Origin of the sequence: Bradyrhizobium sp. SZCCT0231 (assembly GCF_018130245.1) — a bacterium.
In the GTDB taxonomy this organism is placed as follows: domain Bacteria; phylum Pseudomonadota; class Alphaproteobacteria; order Rhizobiales; family Xanthobacteraceae; genus Bradyrhizobium; species Bradyrhizobium japonicum_F.
This window is the reverse complement of record NZ_JAFCKP010000027.1, coordinates 39,045-56,326: the sequence shown is the minus strand read 5'-3', so window position 1 is coordinate 56,326 and position 17,282 is coordinate 39,045. Positions and strand designations below refer to the sequence as shown.

Sequence of the window (17,282 nt, the reverse complement as noted above, 5' to 3'; positions counted from 1 at the left end):
CTGCTCCCGGCGGATCGGCCCGGACGGCCAGTCTACATCCAAAGGCCGCCACGACCCCCACAAGGGTACAGGGTGGGTTAGCGAAGCGTAACCCGCCAACGCCTCGCGCGCGGATGGACCGAATTGGCGGATTACGCTGACGCTAATCCGCCCTACGACATCCTCAATGCCCAACCGCGCGCCTTGCCGCAGCATTGTTCAACACGATCAGGGCATCGACGGCCACGCCCGTCCTGGTGTTGATCAGGAACGGGTTGATGTCGATCGAGGCGATCCGGTCGCCGGCATCCGCAATCAGGTTGGAGAGCCCGACCATCGCCTTCACCGCCGAGGCCTCGTGCAAGGCCGGCCTGCCGCGATAGCCGCGCATCTTGATGCCGGCCTTGGTGCGGCCGATCAGGAGCCGTGCTTCGGCCTCGTCCAGCGGCGCGCCGGCGAGCGCGACGTCCTTCATCAGCTCGATGTCGATGCCGCCGGTGCCGAACAGCACGACAGGCCCCATCTCGGCATCGAGCGAGGCGCCGACCACGAGCTCGAGCTCGGCCTTGACCTGCTGCGCGATCAGGATGCCATCGAGCTTCGGCCTGCCCTTGAGTTTCGCCACGCGCGCGATGATGTCGCCGAACGCCTTCTTCACCTCGGCCGCGCTGTTGAGATTCAGCACCACGCCGCCGATGTCGGACTTGTGCAGGATCTCGGCGCTGACGACTTTTGCCACGACGGGAAAACTGATCTGCTTTGCAATCTTCACGGCTTCCGCTGCGGTCCGTGCGATCGCCTCCTTCGAGATCGGGATGCCGTAAGCCTTGAGGAGCCTCTTCGAGGCGATCTCGTCGAGCGCGGCGCCAGTCGCCGAGTTCAGTGCCCTTTCCAGCGCGACGCGTGCGGCAGGCTTCGAGCTCGAGACGATGTCGGGCACTTCCTTCCGCAGCTTGGCGTAGGCGAGCATCGACTTGATCGCGGTCACCGCGCGGTCCATGCCCTGCATGACCGCAAGATGGGATAACGATTTGCGCAAGCCCTTGGTGAATTCGGTGAAGCCGATCGACATCGCGCTGATATAGATCACGGGCTTTGAGGCCTTGCTCGCCATCTCGTTGACGATGCCCAAATTGCGCTCGCGCAGCTCGTGCGGCGCTTTCGGCAGTTCGGCATCGATGATGACGATGTCGATATCGGGATCGTCGATCATCAGCTTGATCGACTTCATGTAGACGGAGGGGTCGACGACCGCGGCAAAGCCGGCGTCGAGAGGATTGCCGACGATCGACCCGGGGCCGAGCATCTTCGCCAGCTCCGAGCTGACATGCGGACTCAGCGGTGCGAAATTCAGGCCTGCGGCATAGAACGCGTCGATCAGCATGCCACGCTTGCCGCCGGAGAGCGTGACGGCGGCGAGCCGGTCGCCTTTGGGCATGGCTGCGTGAACGAAGCATTCGGTGGTCTCGATCAGCTCGTCGAGGCCGTCGACCCGGATCACCCCTTCGCGCGTCGCAATCGCGTCGAACGTCTCGATCGAGCCCGCGAGCGCGCCGGTATGCGCCATCGCCGCGGCGCGGCCACCCTCCGACGCCCCGAGCTTGAGCGCGATCACGGGCTTGCTCGCGGCGCGCGCCGCCTTGCAGGCGTCGCGGAAGGCCTTGGTGTTGCGCACGCCTTCGAGGTAGACGACGATCACCCTGATGCTCGGATCCTCGGCGAAATAGCGCATCAGATCCGGCGTCTCGAGCCCGGCCTCGTTGCCGGTCGTGACCATGTAGCCGACACCGACGCCGCGATCCTCCAGCGTTTGGCGGATCGCCATGACGATGGCGCCGGATTGCCCGGCGATTGCCACCGCGCCCTGTTCCATGGTGACGATGCGATCGTCGATGTTGGTGAAGAGCTTTTCGCCGGCGCTTAAGTTGCCGAGACAGTTCGGGCCGGTGACGGCAAGCCCGGTCTCGCGCACGGCCGCCTGCAATTCGGCGGCGAGCTTCTGGCTTTCTTCATCCTGCAACTCGCTGAAGCCCGAGGTGACGATGGTGGCCGAACGCGCGCCGGCCGCGGCGGCGTCGCGGATCACCTGCACGGCGAAGCGCGCCGGCACCAGCACCAGGACGTGATCGGGCTTTTCGGGAAGGCTCGCAAAATCCTTGTAGCAGGGAACGCCCCAGATGGCGTCGCGCTTGGCGTTGACCGGATAGAGCCCGCCCTCGTAACCGTACTTGATCAGATTGTTCCAGATGCGCTCGGCATAATTGCCGGGCTTGTCGGTTGCACCCACCAACACGATGTTGTGCGGGTGCAGCATGGCGTGGATGCCCTTGACGATGTCGCTGGCATCTGGCGGCGGAGACCATGGACGGGACGCGGACGCAGCAGACACACGGGCTTCCATGGCGTGACCTCACCTGTTGTTCTTATTGGTGTCGCGTCGTTCTGTTCTATGGCGAGTCCTTCGGAGTGGCAACCATGTGCATGGGTATGCCGTGTGGTGGAATGAAGTGCGCACCGGCGTTTGTCGCCAGTCCCTTAGGCGATCTATCTGTCGGCTCCTATCAATGTCGCATGCAGGATGTAGCGCTCGGGGCCTGATGTGACGGCGTCGAATGGCCAGCAGGTTGTGAGAATGAGCTCGAAGTCCCGCGTCGTGGGATCGATGCCGGATGCATCGAAGCGAACCACCGCCGACGAATCCGCGCGATAGCGAAAATGTTGACCGTCGCGGCGTGTGATATCGATGACGTCCCCCATGGCAACGTTCCGCAGGAAGTGGAAATGAGTGTCACGATGGGCGGCATAGACGGCAATCCCGCGTTCGCCCGCATCGGCCGTGTGCCGGATATGGCCGGGTCCGAAAGCGAGCGCCTGTCCGCTCGCGCCCTCAAGCACGATGGCGCTGGCGCCGATCCGCTTGACCTCGATCCGCGCGATCGGCCAGGTGTCAGCCCACGACCACGGCTTCACCGCCTGTCCCGTGGCAATGCTTCGCTCGAACGTCCGCTCCAGCAGCACCTGGGCCAGCCATGCCTTGGCGTGGATGTAGGCACCGTCGCCGAACAGGATGAGGCCGATCAGCGCCAATAGCAGGGGAGAGATGAGGCGGGGCATTGTCTCCACACTCGTCAAAAAGGCGCGCGCGGCAGTTTGTAGGGGACGGGCAGCCGCGCGCGCTAACAGAGGAGTTCGGGGGGCTCCTCTCTCAACCGGCGTCGGTGAGCAAGGGCCGACGCCGGTTGAACACGAACAGGACCACGGCGAGAACGATCAGGATGAAGCCTGCGATCATCTTCAGCTCGGCCGAGGTTGCAGTCTTGGGCAGGCGGATCGCATCGGGTGCGGCGGGTGTCGGCCGTCGCGTCGCCGGCTGATTGCGCGCGTCGGCATGACGTTCGCGCAGCTGTGTCGGCAATTGCTGTCGTTCGCCAAAGACCTTCTCGAAATCCCAGCCCGCGGGCAGGTTGACGGGCAGCTCGCTCAGCTTGAGCGGCGAGCCTTCGGGCCGGCTTGGCGTCTTGTCGACCGCGACGAGGCTGGTCAGTCGCGTGACGATCTGATGGTCGAGCGCCAGCGCCAGGATCGCCTTGTCAGCTTCCTCCGGCGTCATCTCGCGTAGGGTGCGCGCCACTTCCGCATCGGCGATCTTTCGCCTGGCCCAGAGCTTTGACAGGCCCTTGCCTTCGGCTGCGCTCTGCAGCGGCAGCGTCACCGACCACGGACGGTCGCCGACGCGGCCCTTGATCTCGAGCGAGCCTGCGAGCTTGTCGAGCCTCGCCGCCAGCACCAGCGGTTCGTCGCGATAGACGTCGGGGATGATCGCCGGGGTGACGTCAGCCTTGGTGTCGGAAAATCTTGCGGTGATGCCGGTCACGGCCGGATTTTCCAGCTTGGCGAACAGGCCGCGCATGCGCTCCTCGACTTGCTCGACGGAGCCGATATGGGTGAAGGCGCCGCGGCCGAGCTCGGCGGCACGGGTCATCAGATAGGTGTTGGGCGCCGACCCGATGCCGACCATGAAGACGCGCGAGCGGCCGCGCATCGTCGTGATCGCATCGAACAATTGCTGCTCGTTGCCGATCGCGCCGTCGGTCAGGAATACGACCTGACGAACCATGTTGGTGTCACTAATCTTGTCGGTCAGCGCCGCGCGCATCGCCGGCACCATCTCGGTGCCGCCGCGCGCCTGCAACGCGCCGACGAACGAGGTTGCTTCGCCGACATGGGTGGCATCCGCCGGCACGGAAGCTGGAAACAGCACGTCCATGGTGTCGTCGAAGCGGATCACGTTGAAGCGGTCATTCGGCTGGAGGCGGCCGAGCGCATAGAGCAGGCTCGCCTTGGCCTGAACGATGGAGGTGCCGCCCATCGAACCGGAATTGTCGATCACGAACACGACTTCGCGCGGCAGCGGCTTCTGCGCCGCTTGCTCGGCGCCCGGCGGGGTGACGAAGGCGAGCAGGTAATCGGCATCGCCGATACGCTCGCGGAACAGGCCGACCGACGGCGCTTTCTCCGCAGCCGGCTTCCAGGTCAGCTCGAAATCGCGGTCGGCGGGAACGACGCCGTCGGCGAGCGTAACCACGCGGGTCGTGTCGTCCGGGCTTTCCGTCTTGACGTTATGATGGTGGCTCTTGATCTCACCGAGCGCGAAGCCGGCCTTCAGGCGTACCGTGATGCTGGTCGGATTGACCGGCGCATTCCTGGCGGGATCCAGCACAGGCGGCGAGATGCGATCGCGATCCGGTACAGGGTCAGACGTCGCTGCACCCCAGCCCGAGCCGTCCTTGCGGAAGTCGACGCTCTGCACGATCGGCGCCGGATTGTAGCGCGGTCCGACCACGAGCGGCAGGCGCAGCGAATACTCATTGCCGGATTGATGCACCGGCTCCTGATATTCGATCTGCACCAGCACCGTTTCGCCGGGGCCGATATTGGCGACCGAGTTGGTGAAGATGTTCGGCCGCTGCTGCTCGGTGAGCGCAGCCTTCTGGCCGGCACGGCGCGCCTCTTCGTAGATCACGCGCGCCTGCTGCCGCTCCTTGATGTCGCCGACGATGACGCGGTCGCCGACCACCATCTTCAGCGTGTCGACGGCGCCGCCGGTCGCGAGCGGATAGACATAGGTGGCCTCGACCCAGTCCTTGGTCGGGTTGCGGAAGACTTGCGTGACGCGGGCGCGCAACGTCGGGCCCGACACTGTGATGTCGACATCGGTCCCAACGCGGATCGCCTCGGTGATGGCGCCGTCCTCCTTCAGCAGCAGGCTGCCCGACCGTGCCTCCCCGGGCTGGAGCAGGCTGGCCTGTTCGGTCGTCGCCGACCAACTCGTTCCGAAGCTCACCAGCAGGGCCAGGAAGGCCACCAGCATCACTGCGATGCCCTGCGCGAGAAGGAACAGTCCGACCTTGATGAGCCGGCTCAACAGGGGGTGTTCGTCGCTGTCGGCCGTGTCGTAGGCGTCCATTTGGCTTGCTCCCGAAGCATGTTTGCTGGTCCTCAGCATCCGCTGGCGGGGCGGCATTTCGCGAGCGGAATGATCGGCAATGTTCCGCCGCGGCCGGCCCGGACTCGATTCCGCCCGGGCGGCCATGTGCGGTTTTGTGCTGGTTTGTCCGCCCTGCTAGGATGGGACTCCAAGGCAGGGTTCACGATGCAGATGCAGGCCGACAAGCAGCTTTCGGACGAGCAGAGCCGCGAGATCGCGGAGACCATTCGCGAGGAACTGGCCAGGCGCCGGATCTCCCGGCAGGCTTTGGCCGAGCAGGCCAAGCTCAGCCTGTCGACGCTGGAGAAGGTGCTCGGCGGCCGGCGGCCGTTCACGCTGGCGACGACAGTCCGGCTGGAGCAGGCGCTCGGCGTCTCCTTGCGCAAGAATGCCGTCGCGGTGACGCCCCCGGCCGCAAACGACGTCGCGCCCGACAGTCTCGGCTCCTATGCGCATCGCGCCGTCACCTGGCTCGAGGACGTCTACATCACCCTGCGGCCGTCGTTCGGGGACAAGGATGCGATCTTCGCCTATCGCACCGAGATCGTCTGGGAGTCGAAGGTCTCTTCGCTGGTTTTTCGGGAGGGCGATCGGACCGATGCCGCCTACGAGCATACCGGCGAGGTCGCCGTCCCCCATCAGTCCGGCTTCATCTACCTCGTCATCATCAAGCACGGCCAGCATCGCGTGATCACGGTGTCGCGGCCGACGGTTTCCGGCGAGATGTACGGCATCATCTCGACGCTCCGCGCCGGGCCCGGCTCGCAGCTCACGCCGATCGCCGCGCCGATTGCCTATGTGCCGCTCAGGCACGTTGCGAAGCCGTCTCTGGGCCGGGTCGCGTCCGGCGATGCCAACTATGAGCTGTACCGAAAGCACCTGCGCCGCACGGTGGAAGAGCCGTTCGCGCTCTTCCTGCCGGCATAACCGCTTCGATCGTGTTCAGCACGCCTTCCGACGCGTTGAGGCTTGCGGGCATCGCCGAGCGCCGTTCGAGACGTCGATCACCACATGCGTTCAAGAAAGCGCCCGCGAGGCGCGCTTCGATCACGCGTTGGCGACTTTCTTGTCGACTTCGGACGCCACCGAGAACTCCTTGCGCAAGGTCGGCTTGTGGATCTTGCCGGTGGCGTTGCGCGGCAGCGCATCGACGAAGCGGATCTGGCGCGGGCATTTGAAGCGCGCCAGATTGGCCGCGCAATGGGCGAGGACCTCGGTCTCCGTCAGCTTTTGTCCCGGCTTGATCGCAACGATGGCGAGGCCCACCTCGCCCCATTGAGCATCAGGGATGCCGATCACGGCAGCTTCCGCGATCGCCGCGAGCTGGTGCAGGACGTTCTCGACCTCGGCCGGATAGACGTTCTCGCCGCCGGAAATGTACATGTCCTTCCAGCGATCGACGATGTAGTAGAAACCGTCCTCGTCGACGCGGGTCGCATCGCCGGTGTGCAGCCAGCCGTCGGTAAAGGACGTCTTGTTCGCTTCCGGCCTGTTCCAGTAGCCCGGGGTGATGTTGGGGCCCTTGACCCAGAGCTCGCCGAGTTCGCCGACATCGGCGTCGCTGCCATCGGGGCGAACGATGCGCACCTCGGTGTGCAGCACCGGCTTGCCGGCCGAGCCGGCCTTGCGCGCTGCATCCTCACGGTCGAGCACCAGCACGGCCGGCGAGGTCTCGGTCATGCCGTAGCCCTGCTGCAGCGCGACGCCGCGCGCCTCCCAGACTTTCAGCAGCGGCACCGGCATCGGCGCGCCGCCGACACCGCCGACGATCAGCCGGCTGAGGTCGGTGGTCGCGAAGGCCGGGTGCTGCGCCATGAACTGGTAGATCGCGGGCACGCCGAAGAACACGTTGATGCCCTGCGCGGGATCGTCGATCAGGCCGAGCGCCGTGCCGGGATCGAAGGCGCGCATGATCATCACGGTGCCGCCGGCATGCAGCACCGGATTGGTGTAGCAATTGAGACCGCCGGTGTGGAACAGCGGCAGCACGGTGAGCAGCACGGAGCCCGGTCCGATGCAGGCGGGACCGCCGAGATTGACGCAATTCCAGAAGGTCATGCCATGGGTGATGGTCGCGCCCTTGGGATGTCCCGTCGTGCCTGACGTGTACATGATGGTCGAGACGTCATCGAGCGTGACTTCTTCGGCGCGGTCGAGCGGCTTTGCGGCAGCGATGCCGGCCTCATAGGTGCCGCCGGGGCCGAGCAGCAGGCTGGTCGCAATGTTGCAGAGCTTCGCCACGCTGAGCGCCGTCTCGGCCAGATCAGTATCGTGGATCATCACCTTCGGCGCGCAGTCGGCGGTGATGAACTGGAGCTCGGGGACGGTGAGGCGGGTGTTGAGCGGCACGAAGATGGCGCCTAACCGCCCACATGCGAACTGCACCTCCAGCGTATCGGTCGTGTTCAGCGCCAGCACCGCGACGCGGTCGCCGCGCGAGACCTTGAGCGAGTGGCGCAAGAACGAGGCGAGGCGCGAGACGCGGGCGTCGAGCTGCGAATAGGTGAAGCGGCGCTCGTTCGCGAGGTCAATCACCGCAACCTTGTTCGGCGTGCGGCGGCCATGATGGACGATCCAGTCGTAATAGCGAATGGTCAAAGATGTCTCCCTCGGCGGTCTCGTGCCGCCCGTCTTCCTGTTGCCCCTGCACGATGCGCGGCTTGGCCCTGGGGCCAGCCGGAGTCTGTGCAGCAACGTTTTTTTGAGCGAGAGTTGGCCTGCGAGCAGCGAAAATCGTCTTGCGTTGAGTTGCTAGGAGATAAGGTGCTCCGGAGCAGTTCCTTCGGTCAGCCACTCTGCGCAAGTGAACGGCAAATGTTCCAGCCATGGTGGACGCGACGAATCCGCCAAGAGGCGACACTGCGATGAAGAGCCCGTTCTATACCGCCGAGCATGACGCGTTCCGCGAAATGATGCGGCGCTTCGTCGAGAAGGAGATAGCGCCCTTCGCCCATGAATGGGACGAGGCCGGCGAATTCCCGCGCGAGCTCTATCGCAAGGCGGCCGAGATCGGGCTATTGGGCCTCGGATTCCCCGAGGAATATGGCGGGATCGCCGCCGACCAGTTCATGAAGATCGTCGCCAGCCAGGAGCTGGCGCAAGCCGGCGCCGGCGGTATCAGCGCCAGCCTGATGAGCCATACGATTGGATCGCCGCCGATCGCGCGCGCGGCCCGGCCCGAGGTGAAGGCACGTGTGCTGCCGCAGGTGTTGTCAGGCGAGAAGATCTCAGCGCTGGCGATCACCGAGCCGGGCGGCGGTTCCGATGTCGCGAACCTGCGAACCCGGGCGCGGCGCGACGGCGATCACTACGTCGTGAGCGGGGAGAAGACTTTCATCACCTCAGGCATGCGCGCCGATTATCTGACGGTTGCGGTGCGCACCGGCGGCGAGGGGGCCGGCGGCGTCAGCCTGCTCCTGATCGAGGGCGACACGCCCGGCCTGTCGCGGACGAAGCTGAAGAAGATGGGCTGGTGGGCCTCCGACACCGCGACGCTGCATTTCGACCAATGCCGTGTGCCGGCCGAGAACCTGGTCGGCGAGGAGGGCCAGGGCTTCAAGATCATCATGCAGAATTTCAACAGCGAGCGCATGGGCATGGCGGCGAGCTGCACCGCCTTTGCCCGCGTCTGCCTCGATGAGGCGATCGCCTATGCCAGGGAGCGCAAGACGTTCGGCAAGCCGCTCGCCCAACACCAGGTCATCAGGCACAAGATCGTCGACATGGCGCAGAAGGTTGCGGCGTCCCAGGCAATGCTCGAGATGCTGGCCTGGCGTCTCGAGCAGGGCGAAAGCCCGGTCGCCGAAATCTGCATGATGAAGAACCAGGCGACGCAGACCATGGCGTTCTGCGCCTCCGAGGCCGTGCAGATCTTCGGCGGCGCCGGCTTCATGCGCGGCATCAAGGCCGAGCGCATCTACCGCGAGGTCAAGGTCAACGCCATCGGCGGCGGCACCGAGGAGATCATGAAGGATCTGGCGTCGCGGCAGATGGGGTTGTGACGGATACCGTCATTCCGGGGCGACGCGAAGCGTCGAGCCCGGAATCCATCGGGCGCCAGACTCCGCAGAGGAATGGATTCCGGGTTCGCGCTTCGCGCGCCCCGGAATGACGAAGAGGAAAGAGATGCTGTTCACCACCGACCACGACGACATCCGCCGCTCCCTGCAAAAGTTCATCGCCAACGAGATCAATCCTCACGTCGATGAGTGGGAGAAGGCCGACATCTTCCCGGCACACGAGCTGTTCAAGAAGATGGGCAGCCTGGGCTTCCTCGGCCTGAACAAGCCGGTCGAGTTCGGAGGCTCCGGGCTCGACTACTCCTATGCGCTGATGATGGCCGAGGAGTTAGGCGCCATCACCTGCGGCGGCGTGCCGATGGCGATCGGGGTGCAGACCGACATGGCGACGCCCGCGCTGGCGCGGTTCGGCTCGGACGAGGTGCGGCGCGAATTCCTGGCGCCATCAATTGCCGGCGACTACGTCGCCTGCATCGGCGTTTCCGAGCCCGGCGCAGGCTCCGACGTCGCTTCGATCAAGACCCAGGCGCGCTCTGATGGCGACGATTACGTCATCAATGGCGGCAAGATGTGGATCACCAACGGCACGCAGGCCGACTGGATCTGCCTGCTCGCCAACACCGGCGACGGGCCGGTTCACCGCAACAAGTCGCTGATCTGCGTCCCCATGAAGAGCAAGGGCGTCACCGTCGCGCGAAAGCTCGACAAGATGGGCATGCGCTCCTCCGACACCGCGCAGATCTTCTTCGACAATGTCCGCGTGCCCAAGCGCAACCGGATCGGCGAGGAGGGCAAGGGTTTTACTTACCAGATGATCCAGTTCCAGGAGGAGCGCTTGTGGGGCGCGGCCGCCTGTCTCAAGGCGCACGAATACATCATCAACGAGACCATCGAGTACACCCGCAATCGCAAAGCCTTTGGCCAGAGCATCCTCGACAACCAGGTCGTGCACTTCAAGCTTGCGGAGATGCAGACCGAGGTCGAGCTGCTGCGCGCGCTGATCTACCGGGCCGCCGAGCAGCTGGTCGCCGGCGAGGACGTGACCAGGCTCGCGACCATGGCCAAGCTGAAGGCCGGCCGGCTCGGCCGCGAGCTCACTGACGCCTGCTTGCAATATTGGGGCGGAATGGGCTTTACCAACGAGACGCCGGTCAGCCGCGCCTATCGCGACAGCCGCCTGACCTCGATCGGCGGCGGCGCCGATGAGGTCATGCTGATGGTCCTGTGCAAGATGATGGGCACGCTGCCCGGCAGCAAGGGGAAGGCCTCATGATTACGCTCTATCACTGCGATGCCGCGCGCTCGTTCCGCCCGCTCTGGATGCTGGAGGAGATGGGGCTGCCTTATGAATTGAAGATGCTGCCGTTCCCGCCGCGGGTGTTCGCCAAGGACTATCTTGCGCTCAATCCGCTCGGCACCATTCCCTTCCTGATCGACGGCGAGACGCGGATGACCGAGTCCTCCGGCATCTGCCATTACCTCGGCATCAAATACGGTCCGACGCCTTTGATGGTAGGCCCCGAGGATCCCGCCTATGGCACGTTCCTGAACTGGATGTATTTCAGCGACGCCACGTTAACCTTCCCGCAAACGCTGGTGCTGCGATACACCCAGCTCGAGCCGGAGGAGCGCCGCAACCCGCAGGTCGCCACCGATTACGCAAAATGGTTCCTGGGGAGACTGCGCGCGGTCGAGGCAGCGACGGCGAATGCCGAAACCTTGTGCGCGGGCCGCTTCACTGCCGCTGACATTGTCATCGGTTACGCGCTTCGCCTGGCGAGCAACATCGGGCTTTCCAAGGATTTTGGGCCAAATGTCGCAGCCTATTGGGCCCGCCTGCAGCAGCGCGAGGGTTTCAAGCGCGCGGTTGCGGCGGAGCAAAAGGCCGGCGTTGAGCAGAATGTCGCGCCGAGAGTGAAGGCGTAAGGGAGGCTGTCATTCCGGGGCGGTGCGAAGCATCGACCCCGGAATCTCGAGGTTCCAGGGTCGGTCCAATGGACCGCCCCGGAACGATAGCGCGCGTTTCCATGACAGCGCTATCCCATCGTGACAGCGCCCAAATTTCGGCTAAGGTGACCTCCGTCCGCAGCGGCCAGAGAGCCGCGCGAGGAGGACCCCAATGGAATATAACGGTCGCGAATCCGACCATCTGATGCTGATCACGCCGGAGCGGGTATTCTATGCCGGCCTGCTGGGCCGCCCCCGCAAGCGAACGCCTGGCTGCTGCCAGGTTTATGTGGCGGTGAAGGGCAATCTGCACCTGACGATCGACGATGTCCTCGCTACCGGTGAGCTGTTCGTCACCCTGCCGAACCAGCGGCACTCCATCGCCAGCGACTACCGCACCGTGATCAGCGTGACGCTGGAGCCCGAGAGCATGCCGGATGGCGTGATCGAGGCCTTGGCCGCGCGGCTGACCGGGCCCGATCGGGCGTTCTACGCCCGCAAAATCCTCGCAGCCTATGCGCTGCTGCGTCAGCGCCGCTATGGCGACATCACCACTGCCGAGTTCGACGAGATGTGCTTTGGCGAGGCGCTGCCGCGCCGCGTGCTCGACCCCCGCGTGATGCGCGCGGTCGCCCGCATCGGGCGCTTTTCCGGCGAGCCGGTGACGGCCGACACCTGTGCGGCGGAAGCAGGGCTCTCGGCTTCGCGCTTCCTGCATCTGTTCAAGGAGGAGACCGGCATCTCGTTCCGCTCCTTCCGGGCCTGGAAGCGTGCGCGCCATTTGCTGCACTTCGCCAACCAGGACCTCAACCTCGCCCATCTCGCGCAGGACATCGGCTATCCCGATTCCACGCATTTCAGCCACTCGATCCGTCGCTTCTATGGCCTCAAGCCGCGCGCGATCTTCGTCGGCTCGCGCGATCTTGCGATCTATCGCAGCACCGAGACGGTGCGGCTCGCGGAGGCTTCGTAGCTCTCGTAGGGTGGGCAAAGCGAAAGCGTGCCCACCATCTTTGCCAAGCGTTGAGACGTGGTGGGCACGGCGCAAGAGCGCCTTTGCCCACCCTACGATAGCTCGTCTTTAGCTAGCTTCTCCGCGCAAGAAGCCGCATGTCGCGCGTCACATGATCTCAATCATTGAATTCTCAACGTGCGAGACATCACTGGCATGAGCGACAAGGCCGTCATCACCTGCGCGCTGAACGGCGTGCTCACCGACCCGAAGCAGCACAACGTGCCCGTGACGCCCGAGCAGATGGCGCGCGAGGCCAAGGCTGCGTTCGATGCCGGCGCATCCATCATGCACATCCATCTGCGCCAGCAGGCGCCGAACAAGGGGCATTTGCCATCCTGGGAGGTCGCAGTCAGCAAGGAGATCCAGCAGGCGATCCGCGACGCCTGTCCCGGTGTCATCATCAATCACACCTCGGGCGTTTCCGGCCCGAACTACTCAGGCGCGCTCGACTGCATCCGCGAGACCAGGCCGGAGATCGCCGCCTGCAACGCCGGCTCGCTGAATTATCTGAAAGTGAAGGCCGACAACAGCTGGGCCTGGCCGCCGATGATGTTCGACAACGCGGTCGAGAAGGTGAAGGACTATCTCGACGTCATGAACGCAGTCGGCACCATCCCCGAGTTCGAATGCTTCGACGTCGGCATCGTCCGCTGCGTCGGCATGTATCGCCAGGTCGGCATGTATAAGGGGCCGCTCGAATACAATTTCGTCATGGGTGTCGCTTCCGGTATGCCTGCTGATCCCGAGCTGCTGCCGATCCTGATCAAGCTGAAGCGCCCCGAGGCGCATTGGCAGGTCACCGCCATCGGCCGCGAAGAGATCTGGCCGCTGCACCAGCGCTGCGCCGAGCTCGGCGGCCACTTGCGCACCGGGCTGGAGGATACGTTCTACCTCGCCGACGGCACGAAGGTCACCTCGAACGGCCAGCTGATCGAGGCGGTCGCCGCCTGCGCAAGGCGTGCCGGCCGCGAGATCGCGTCTCCAGCCGAGGCGCGGAAGATCTTTGGGACGAACAGGTAAGGTATCGCCTCACCCGTCATTGCGAGCGAAGCGAAGCAATCCAGAATCTCTCCGCGGATGCAGTCTGGATTGCTTCGTCGCTTCGCTCCTCGCAATGACGAGCAGGATCAAGTCATGTCTGTCATCGAAAACACCATTTCCCCCGGCAGCGTCGCCTACCACGCCAACCGCGACGGCATGCTCGCGCTGATCGGCCGCATGCGCGCGCTCGAAGAGCGCACGCGCGCGGCATCGGCTGCGGCCAAGGATCGCTTCCACAAGCGCGGCCAATTGCTGCCGCGCGAGCGCGTCGCGCTGGTGCTCGATCCCGGGGCGCCCTTCATCGAACTGTCGACGCTCGCCGGCTACATGTTCGACGTGCCGGATGCGAACAAGAGCGTCCCCGGTGGCGGCGTCATCGCCGGCATCGGCTTCGTCTCGGGCATCCGCTGCATGGTCAGCGCCAGCGATTCCGGCATCGATGCCGGCGCGTTGCAGCCCTACGGCCTCGACAAGACGCTGCGGGTGCAGGAGCTCGCGCTGGAGAACAAGCTGCCTTACATCCAGCTGGTCGAAAGTGCCGGCGCCAATTTGCTGCGCTACCGCGTCGAGGACTTTGTCCGCGGCGGCAACATCTTTCGCAACCTCGCCCGGCTCTCGGCCGCAGGCCTTCCCGTCGTGACCGTCACGCACGGCTCCTCCACTGCGGGCGGTGCCTATCAGACCGGCCTGTCCGACTACATCGTCATGGTGCGCGGCCGCACCCGTGCGTTCCTCGCGGGGCCGCCGCTGTTGAAGGCCGCGACCGGCGAGGTCGCGACCGAGGAGGAGCTCGGCGGCGCCGAGATGCATACGCAAATCTCCGGCCTCGGCGATTATCTCGCCGAGGACGATCGCGACGCGCTCCGCATCGCCCGCGAGATCATGGCGGCGATGGAATGGGAGCGGCCGGGCAAAGCGTCGGCGCAATTCAAGCCGCCGCGCTACGACCAGGACGAGCTGCTCGGCATCATGCCGATGGACCACAAGCGTCCCGTCGACATGCGCCAAGTGATCGCGCGCATCGTCGATGATTCCGACTTCACCGAGATGGCGCCGAATTACGGCCCGGCCACCGTTTGCGGCCATGCCCGCATCGAGGGTCAGGCGATCGGCATCATCACCAACAACGGCCCGCTCGATCCCGCCGGCGCCAACAAGGCCACGCATTTCATCCAGGCCTGCTGCCAGACCCGCACGCCGCTGCTCTATCTCAACAACACCACCGGCTACATGGTCGGCAAGGCCTATGAAGAAGCCGGCATGATCAAGCACGGCTCGAAGATGATCCAGGCGGTGACCTCGGCGACGGTGCCGCAGATCACCATTTATTGCGGCGCCTCGTTCGGCGCCGGCAATTACGGCATGTGCGGCCGCGGCTTCCATCCGCGCTTCTGCTTCTCCTGGCCCAATGCCAAGACCGCTGTGATGGGTGGCGAGCAGGCCGCCGAGACCATGGCGATCGTGACCGAGGCCGCCGCCGCGCGCCGCGGCAGGCCGATCGAGAGGGACAGGCTGGAGGCGATGAAGGCTGAGATCATCGGCGTGTTCGACGGCCAGATGGACGTGTTCTCCACCAGCGCGCGCGTGCTCGACGACGGCGTGATCGATCCGCGCGACACCCGAGCGGTGCTGTCCGAGGTGCTCGCGATCTGCCGCGAGGGCGATGCGCGCACGCCTCAGCGCATGCAGTTCTCGGTGGCCCGCCCATGAGGAACGGATCAGTGCAGCACCGGCCGTTCTTCAAGGTCCTGGTCGCCAATCGCGGCGAGATCGCGCTACGCGTGATGCGCAGTGCGCGAAAACTCGGCCTCGGCGTCGTCGCGGTCTATTCCGACGCCGATCGCGACGCGCTCCATGTGAAGCAGGCCGACCAGGCCGTGCGCATCGGTGAAGGGCTGCCGGCGCAGTCCTATCTCAACATCTCCGCGATCATTGCCGCGGCGAAAACCAGCGGCGCGGACGCCGTACATCCCGGCTATGGTTTCCTCGCCGAGAACGAGGAGTTTGCGCAAGCCTGCAAGGATGCCGGCCTCGTCTTCATCGGCCCGTCGCCGCAGGCGATCGAGGCGATGGGCAACAAGGCCGGTGCCAAGGAGATCATGAGGAAGGCCGGCGTGCCGATCGTCCCCGGCTATCAGGGTGCCGATCAGGGCGACGAGGTCATGCTCGCGGAGGCCAGAAAGATCGGCTTCCCCGTGATGATCAAGGCGGTCGCCGGTGGCGGCGGCCGCGGCATGCGGCTCGTCACTGACGCGGCATCCTTCCCCAATGCGCTGCGCAGCGCGCGTTCCGAGGCGAAGGCCGCGTTCGGCGACCCCACCGTCATCCTCGAGCGCGCGATCCAGAACCCCAGGCACATCGAGATCCAGGTGTTCGGCGACAGCCACGGCAGCGCCATCCATCTCGGCGAGCGCGACTGCTCGGTGCAGCGGCGGCACCAGAAGCTGATCGAGGAGGCGCCGTCGCCGGCGGTCACGCCGGAGCTGCGCGCCAGAATGGGCGAGGTTGCGGTCGCCGCGGTCAAGGCGCTGCGCTATGAGGGCGCCGGCACGCTGGAATTCCTGCTCGATCAAGGCGGCGCGTTCTACTTCATGGAGATGAACACGCGGCTCCAGGTCGAGCATCCCGTCACCGAGGCCATCACCGGGCTCGATCTCGTCGAGCTGCAGCTGCGCATCGCGCGCGGCGAACCCTTGCCGCTGAAGCAGCAGGACATCAAGTTCTCCGGCCACGCCATCGAGGTGCGGCTTTGCTCGGAAGATGCTGGGCACGATTTCATGCCGCAGTCCGGCCGCATGGCGCGCTGGCGGGTGCCTGACAGCATCCGTGTCGAGCACGCGCTGCAATCGGGCTCGGAGATCCCGCCGTACTACGATTCCATGATCGCCAAGGTGATCAGCCACGGCGTCACGCGCGAGGAGGCGAGGGGGCGGCTGATCGTGGGTCTCGAGCAGCTCACCGCGTTCGGCGTGACCACCAACCAGGCGTTCCTGATGTCCTGCCTGCGCCATTCCGGCTTTGCCAAGGGTGATGCGACGACGGCGTTCATCGACACGCATCGCGACGAGCTGCTGGCGCCTCGTGCGGACGCCGCATTCGACACGTCGTTGGCCGGGCTCCTGCTCTACGTCACCAACCCGCGCGCGCCGTCATGGCTGGCTGGGCGGAGCCTCGCCGCCACCTTTCCGCTGCCGGCGAAAATCGAGATCGCCGGCCACGCGCACGAGCTCGACATCACGCGCGAGCGCGATGGCAGCTACTGTGTCGTCGTCGACGGTCGCCAGAACAGGTTCGAGATCGACCAGCTCGATCCCGACGCGATCCGCTTCCGCCACGATGGCGTGATGGACGGCGCGAGGTTCCTGCGTGACGGCGATCGCCTGTACGTCCAGCATCGCGGCATCCCGTTCGCAGTCGCCGATCTCACCCTCGCCGCACCAAAGGCCGCCGCAAGCAACGGCGGTGACGGCAAGGTCCGCGCCGCCATGAATGGCCGCGTGGTCGCCGTGCTGGTGAAACCCGGTGAGCGCGTCACCGCCGGCCAGCCGGTGATGACGCTGGAAGCGATGAAGATGGAGCACGTCCACAAAGCCGGCATCGACGGCATCGTCGCCGCGATTGACGTCGCCGAAGGTGAACAGGTGACCACGGGACGGATCGTGGCAGAGATCGGGGCAGGGTAGCAAGGTATCGTAGGGTGGGCAAAGGCGCATAGCGCCGTGCCCACGAATGTCGATCGTACGCGGGATGGTGGGCACGCTTCGCTTTGCCCACCCTACGGCACTGGATTGCT

The 17,282-nt window shown here is 65.3% G+C and carries 12 protein-coding genes; 8 read left to right on the top strand and 4 right to left on the bottom strand.

Annotation, left to right across the window (positions count from 1 at the left end; all coding sequences use genetic code 11):
- Positions 1-163 precede the first annotated feature (163 nt).
- The 3 genes from JQ566_RS32900 to JQ566_RS32890 all read right to left on the bottom strand — a co-directional run bounded on the left by JQ566_RS32900 (position 164) and on the right by JQ566_RS32890 (position 5,446).
- Positions 164-2,380 (bottom strand): acetate--CoA ligase family protein, encoded by a 2,217-nt coding sequence (locus JQ566_RS32900; RefSeq protein WP_212380145.1) that lies wholly within the window; start codon positions 2,378-2,380, stop codon positions 164-166.
- 143 nt (positions 2,381-2,523) lie between these two features.
- The gene (locus JQ566_RS32895) at positions 2,524-3,093 is read right to left on the bottom strand and encodes a class GN sortase (protein WP_212380143.1); all 570 of its coding nucleotides are present in this window, start codon (positions 3,091-3,093) and stop codon (positions 2,524-2,526) included.
- Between the two features lie 91 nt (positions 3,094-3,184).
- Entirely contained in the window at positions 3,185-5,446 is a 2,262-nt protein-coding gene (locus JQ566_RS32890; protein WP_212380142.1) for a marine proteobacterial sortase target protein, read from the bottom strand.
- Positions 5,447-5,632: 186 nt separating this feature from the next.
- Between JQ566_RS32890 and JQ566_RS32885 the strand changes: the two genes are divergently transcribed.
- The gene (locus tag JQ566_RS32885) at positions 5,633-6,394 is read left to right on the top strand and encodes a helix-turn-helix transcriptional regulator (RefSeq protein WP_212380141.1); all 762 of its coding nucleotides are present in this window, start codon (positions 5,633-5,635) and stop codon (positions 6,392-6,394) included.
- Between the two features lie 120 nt (positions 6,395-6,514).
- On the opposite strand, the gene JQ566_RS32880 is transcribed toward JQ566_RS32885, so the two are convergent.
- Positions 6,515-8,065, bottom strand: a complete 1,551-nt coding sequence (locus tag JQ566_RS32880; protein WP_212380140.1) for an acyl-CoA synthetase — start codon at positions 8,063-8,065, stop codon at positions 6,515-6,517.
- Positions 8,066-8,331: 266 nt separating this feature from the next.
- Here JQ566_RS32880 and JQ566_RS32875 point away from each other — a divergent pair, with 266 nt between their 5' ends.
- The 7 genes from JQ566_RS32875 to JQ566_RS32845 all read left to right on the top strand — a co-directional run bounded on the left by JQ566_RS32875 (position 8,332) and on the right by JQ566_RS32845 (position 17,172).
- Positions 8,332-9,468, top strand: a complete 1,137-nt coding sequence (locus JQ566_RS32875) for an acyl-CoA dehydrogenase family protein (protein WP_212380139.1) — start codon at positions 8,332-8,334, stop codon at positions 9,466-9,468.
- A gap of 124 nt (positions 9,469-9,592) precedes the next feature.
- Positions 9,593-10,759: an acyl-CoA dehydrogenase family protein gene (locus JQ566_RS32870; protein ID WP_212380150.1), complete on the top strand. Its 1,167-nt coding sequence runs from the start codon at positions 9,593-9,595 to the stop codon at positions 10,757-10,759.
- A complete protein-coding gene (locus tag JQ566_RS32865) occupies positions 10,756-11,412 on the top strand; it encodes a glutathione S-transferase family protein (protein ID WP_212380138.1) in 657 nt (218 codons plus the stop codon). Before JQ566_RS32870 ends, JQ566_RS32865 begins: the two co-directional genes overlap by 4 nt.
- Before the next feature lie 193 nt (positions 11,413-11,605).
- Positions 11,606-12,406, top strand: coding sequence for a helix-turn-helix domain-containing protein (locus JQ566_RS32860; protein WP_212380137.1), 801 nt, complete (start codon positions 11,606-11,608; stop codon positions 12,404-12,406).
- Positions 12,407-12,601: 195 nt separating this feature from the next.
- Positions 12,602-13,468, top strand: coding sequence for a beta-keto acid cleavage family enzyme (locus tag JQ566_RS32855; protein ID WP_212380136.1), 867 nt, complete (start codon positions 12,602-12,604; stop codon positions 13,466-13,468).
- A 114-nt stretch (positions 13,469-13,582) separates the two neighbouring features.
- Positions 13,583-15,199: an acyl-CoA carboxylase subunit beta gene (locus JQ566_RS32850; RefSeq protein WP_212380134.1), complete on the top strand. Its 1,617-nt coding sequence runs from the start codon at positions 13,583-13,585 to the stop codon at positions 15,197-15,199.
- Positions 15,196-17,172, top strand: a complete 1,977-nt coding sequence (locus tag JQ566_RS32845; RefSeq protein ID WP_212380133.1) for an acetyl-CoA carboxylase biotin carboxylase subunit — start codon at positions 15,196-15,198, stop codon at positions 17,170-17,172. The genes JQ566_RS32850 and JQ566_RS32845 overlap by 4 nt, the downstream gene beginning before the upstream one ends.
- Positions 17,173-17,282 lie beyond the last annotated feature (110 nt).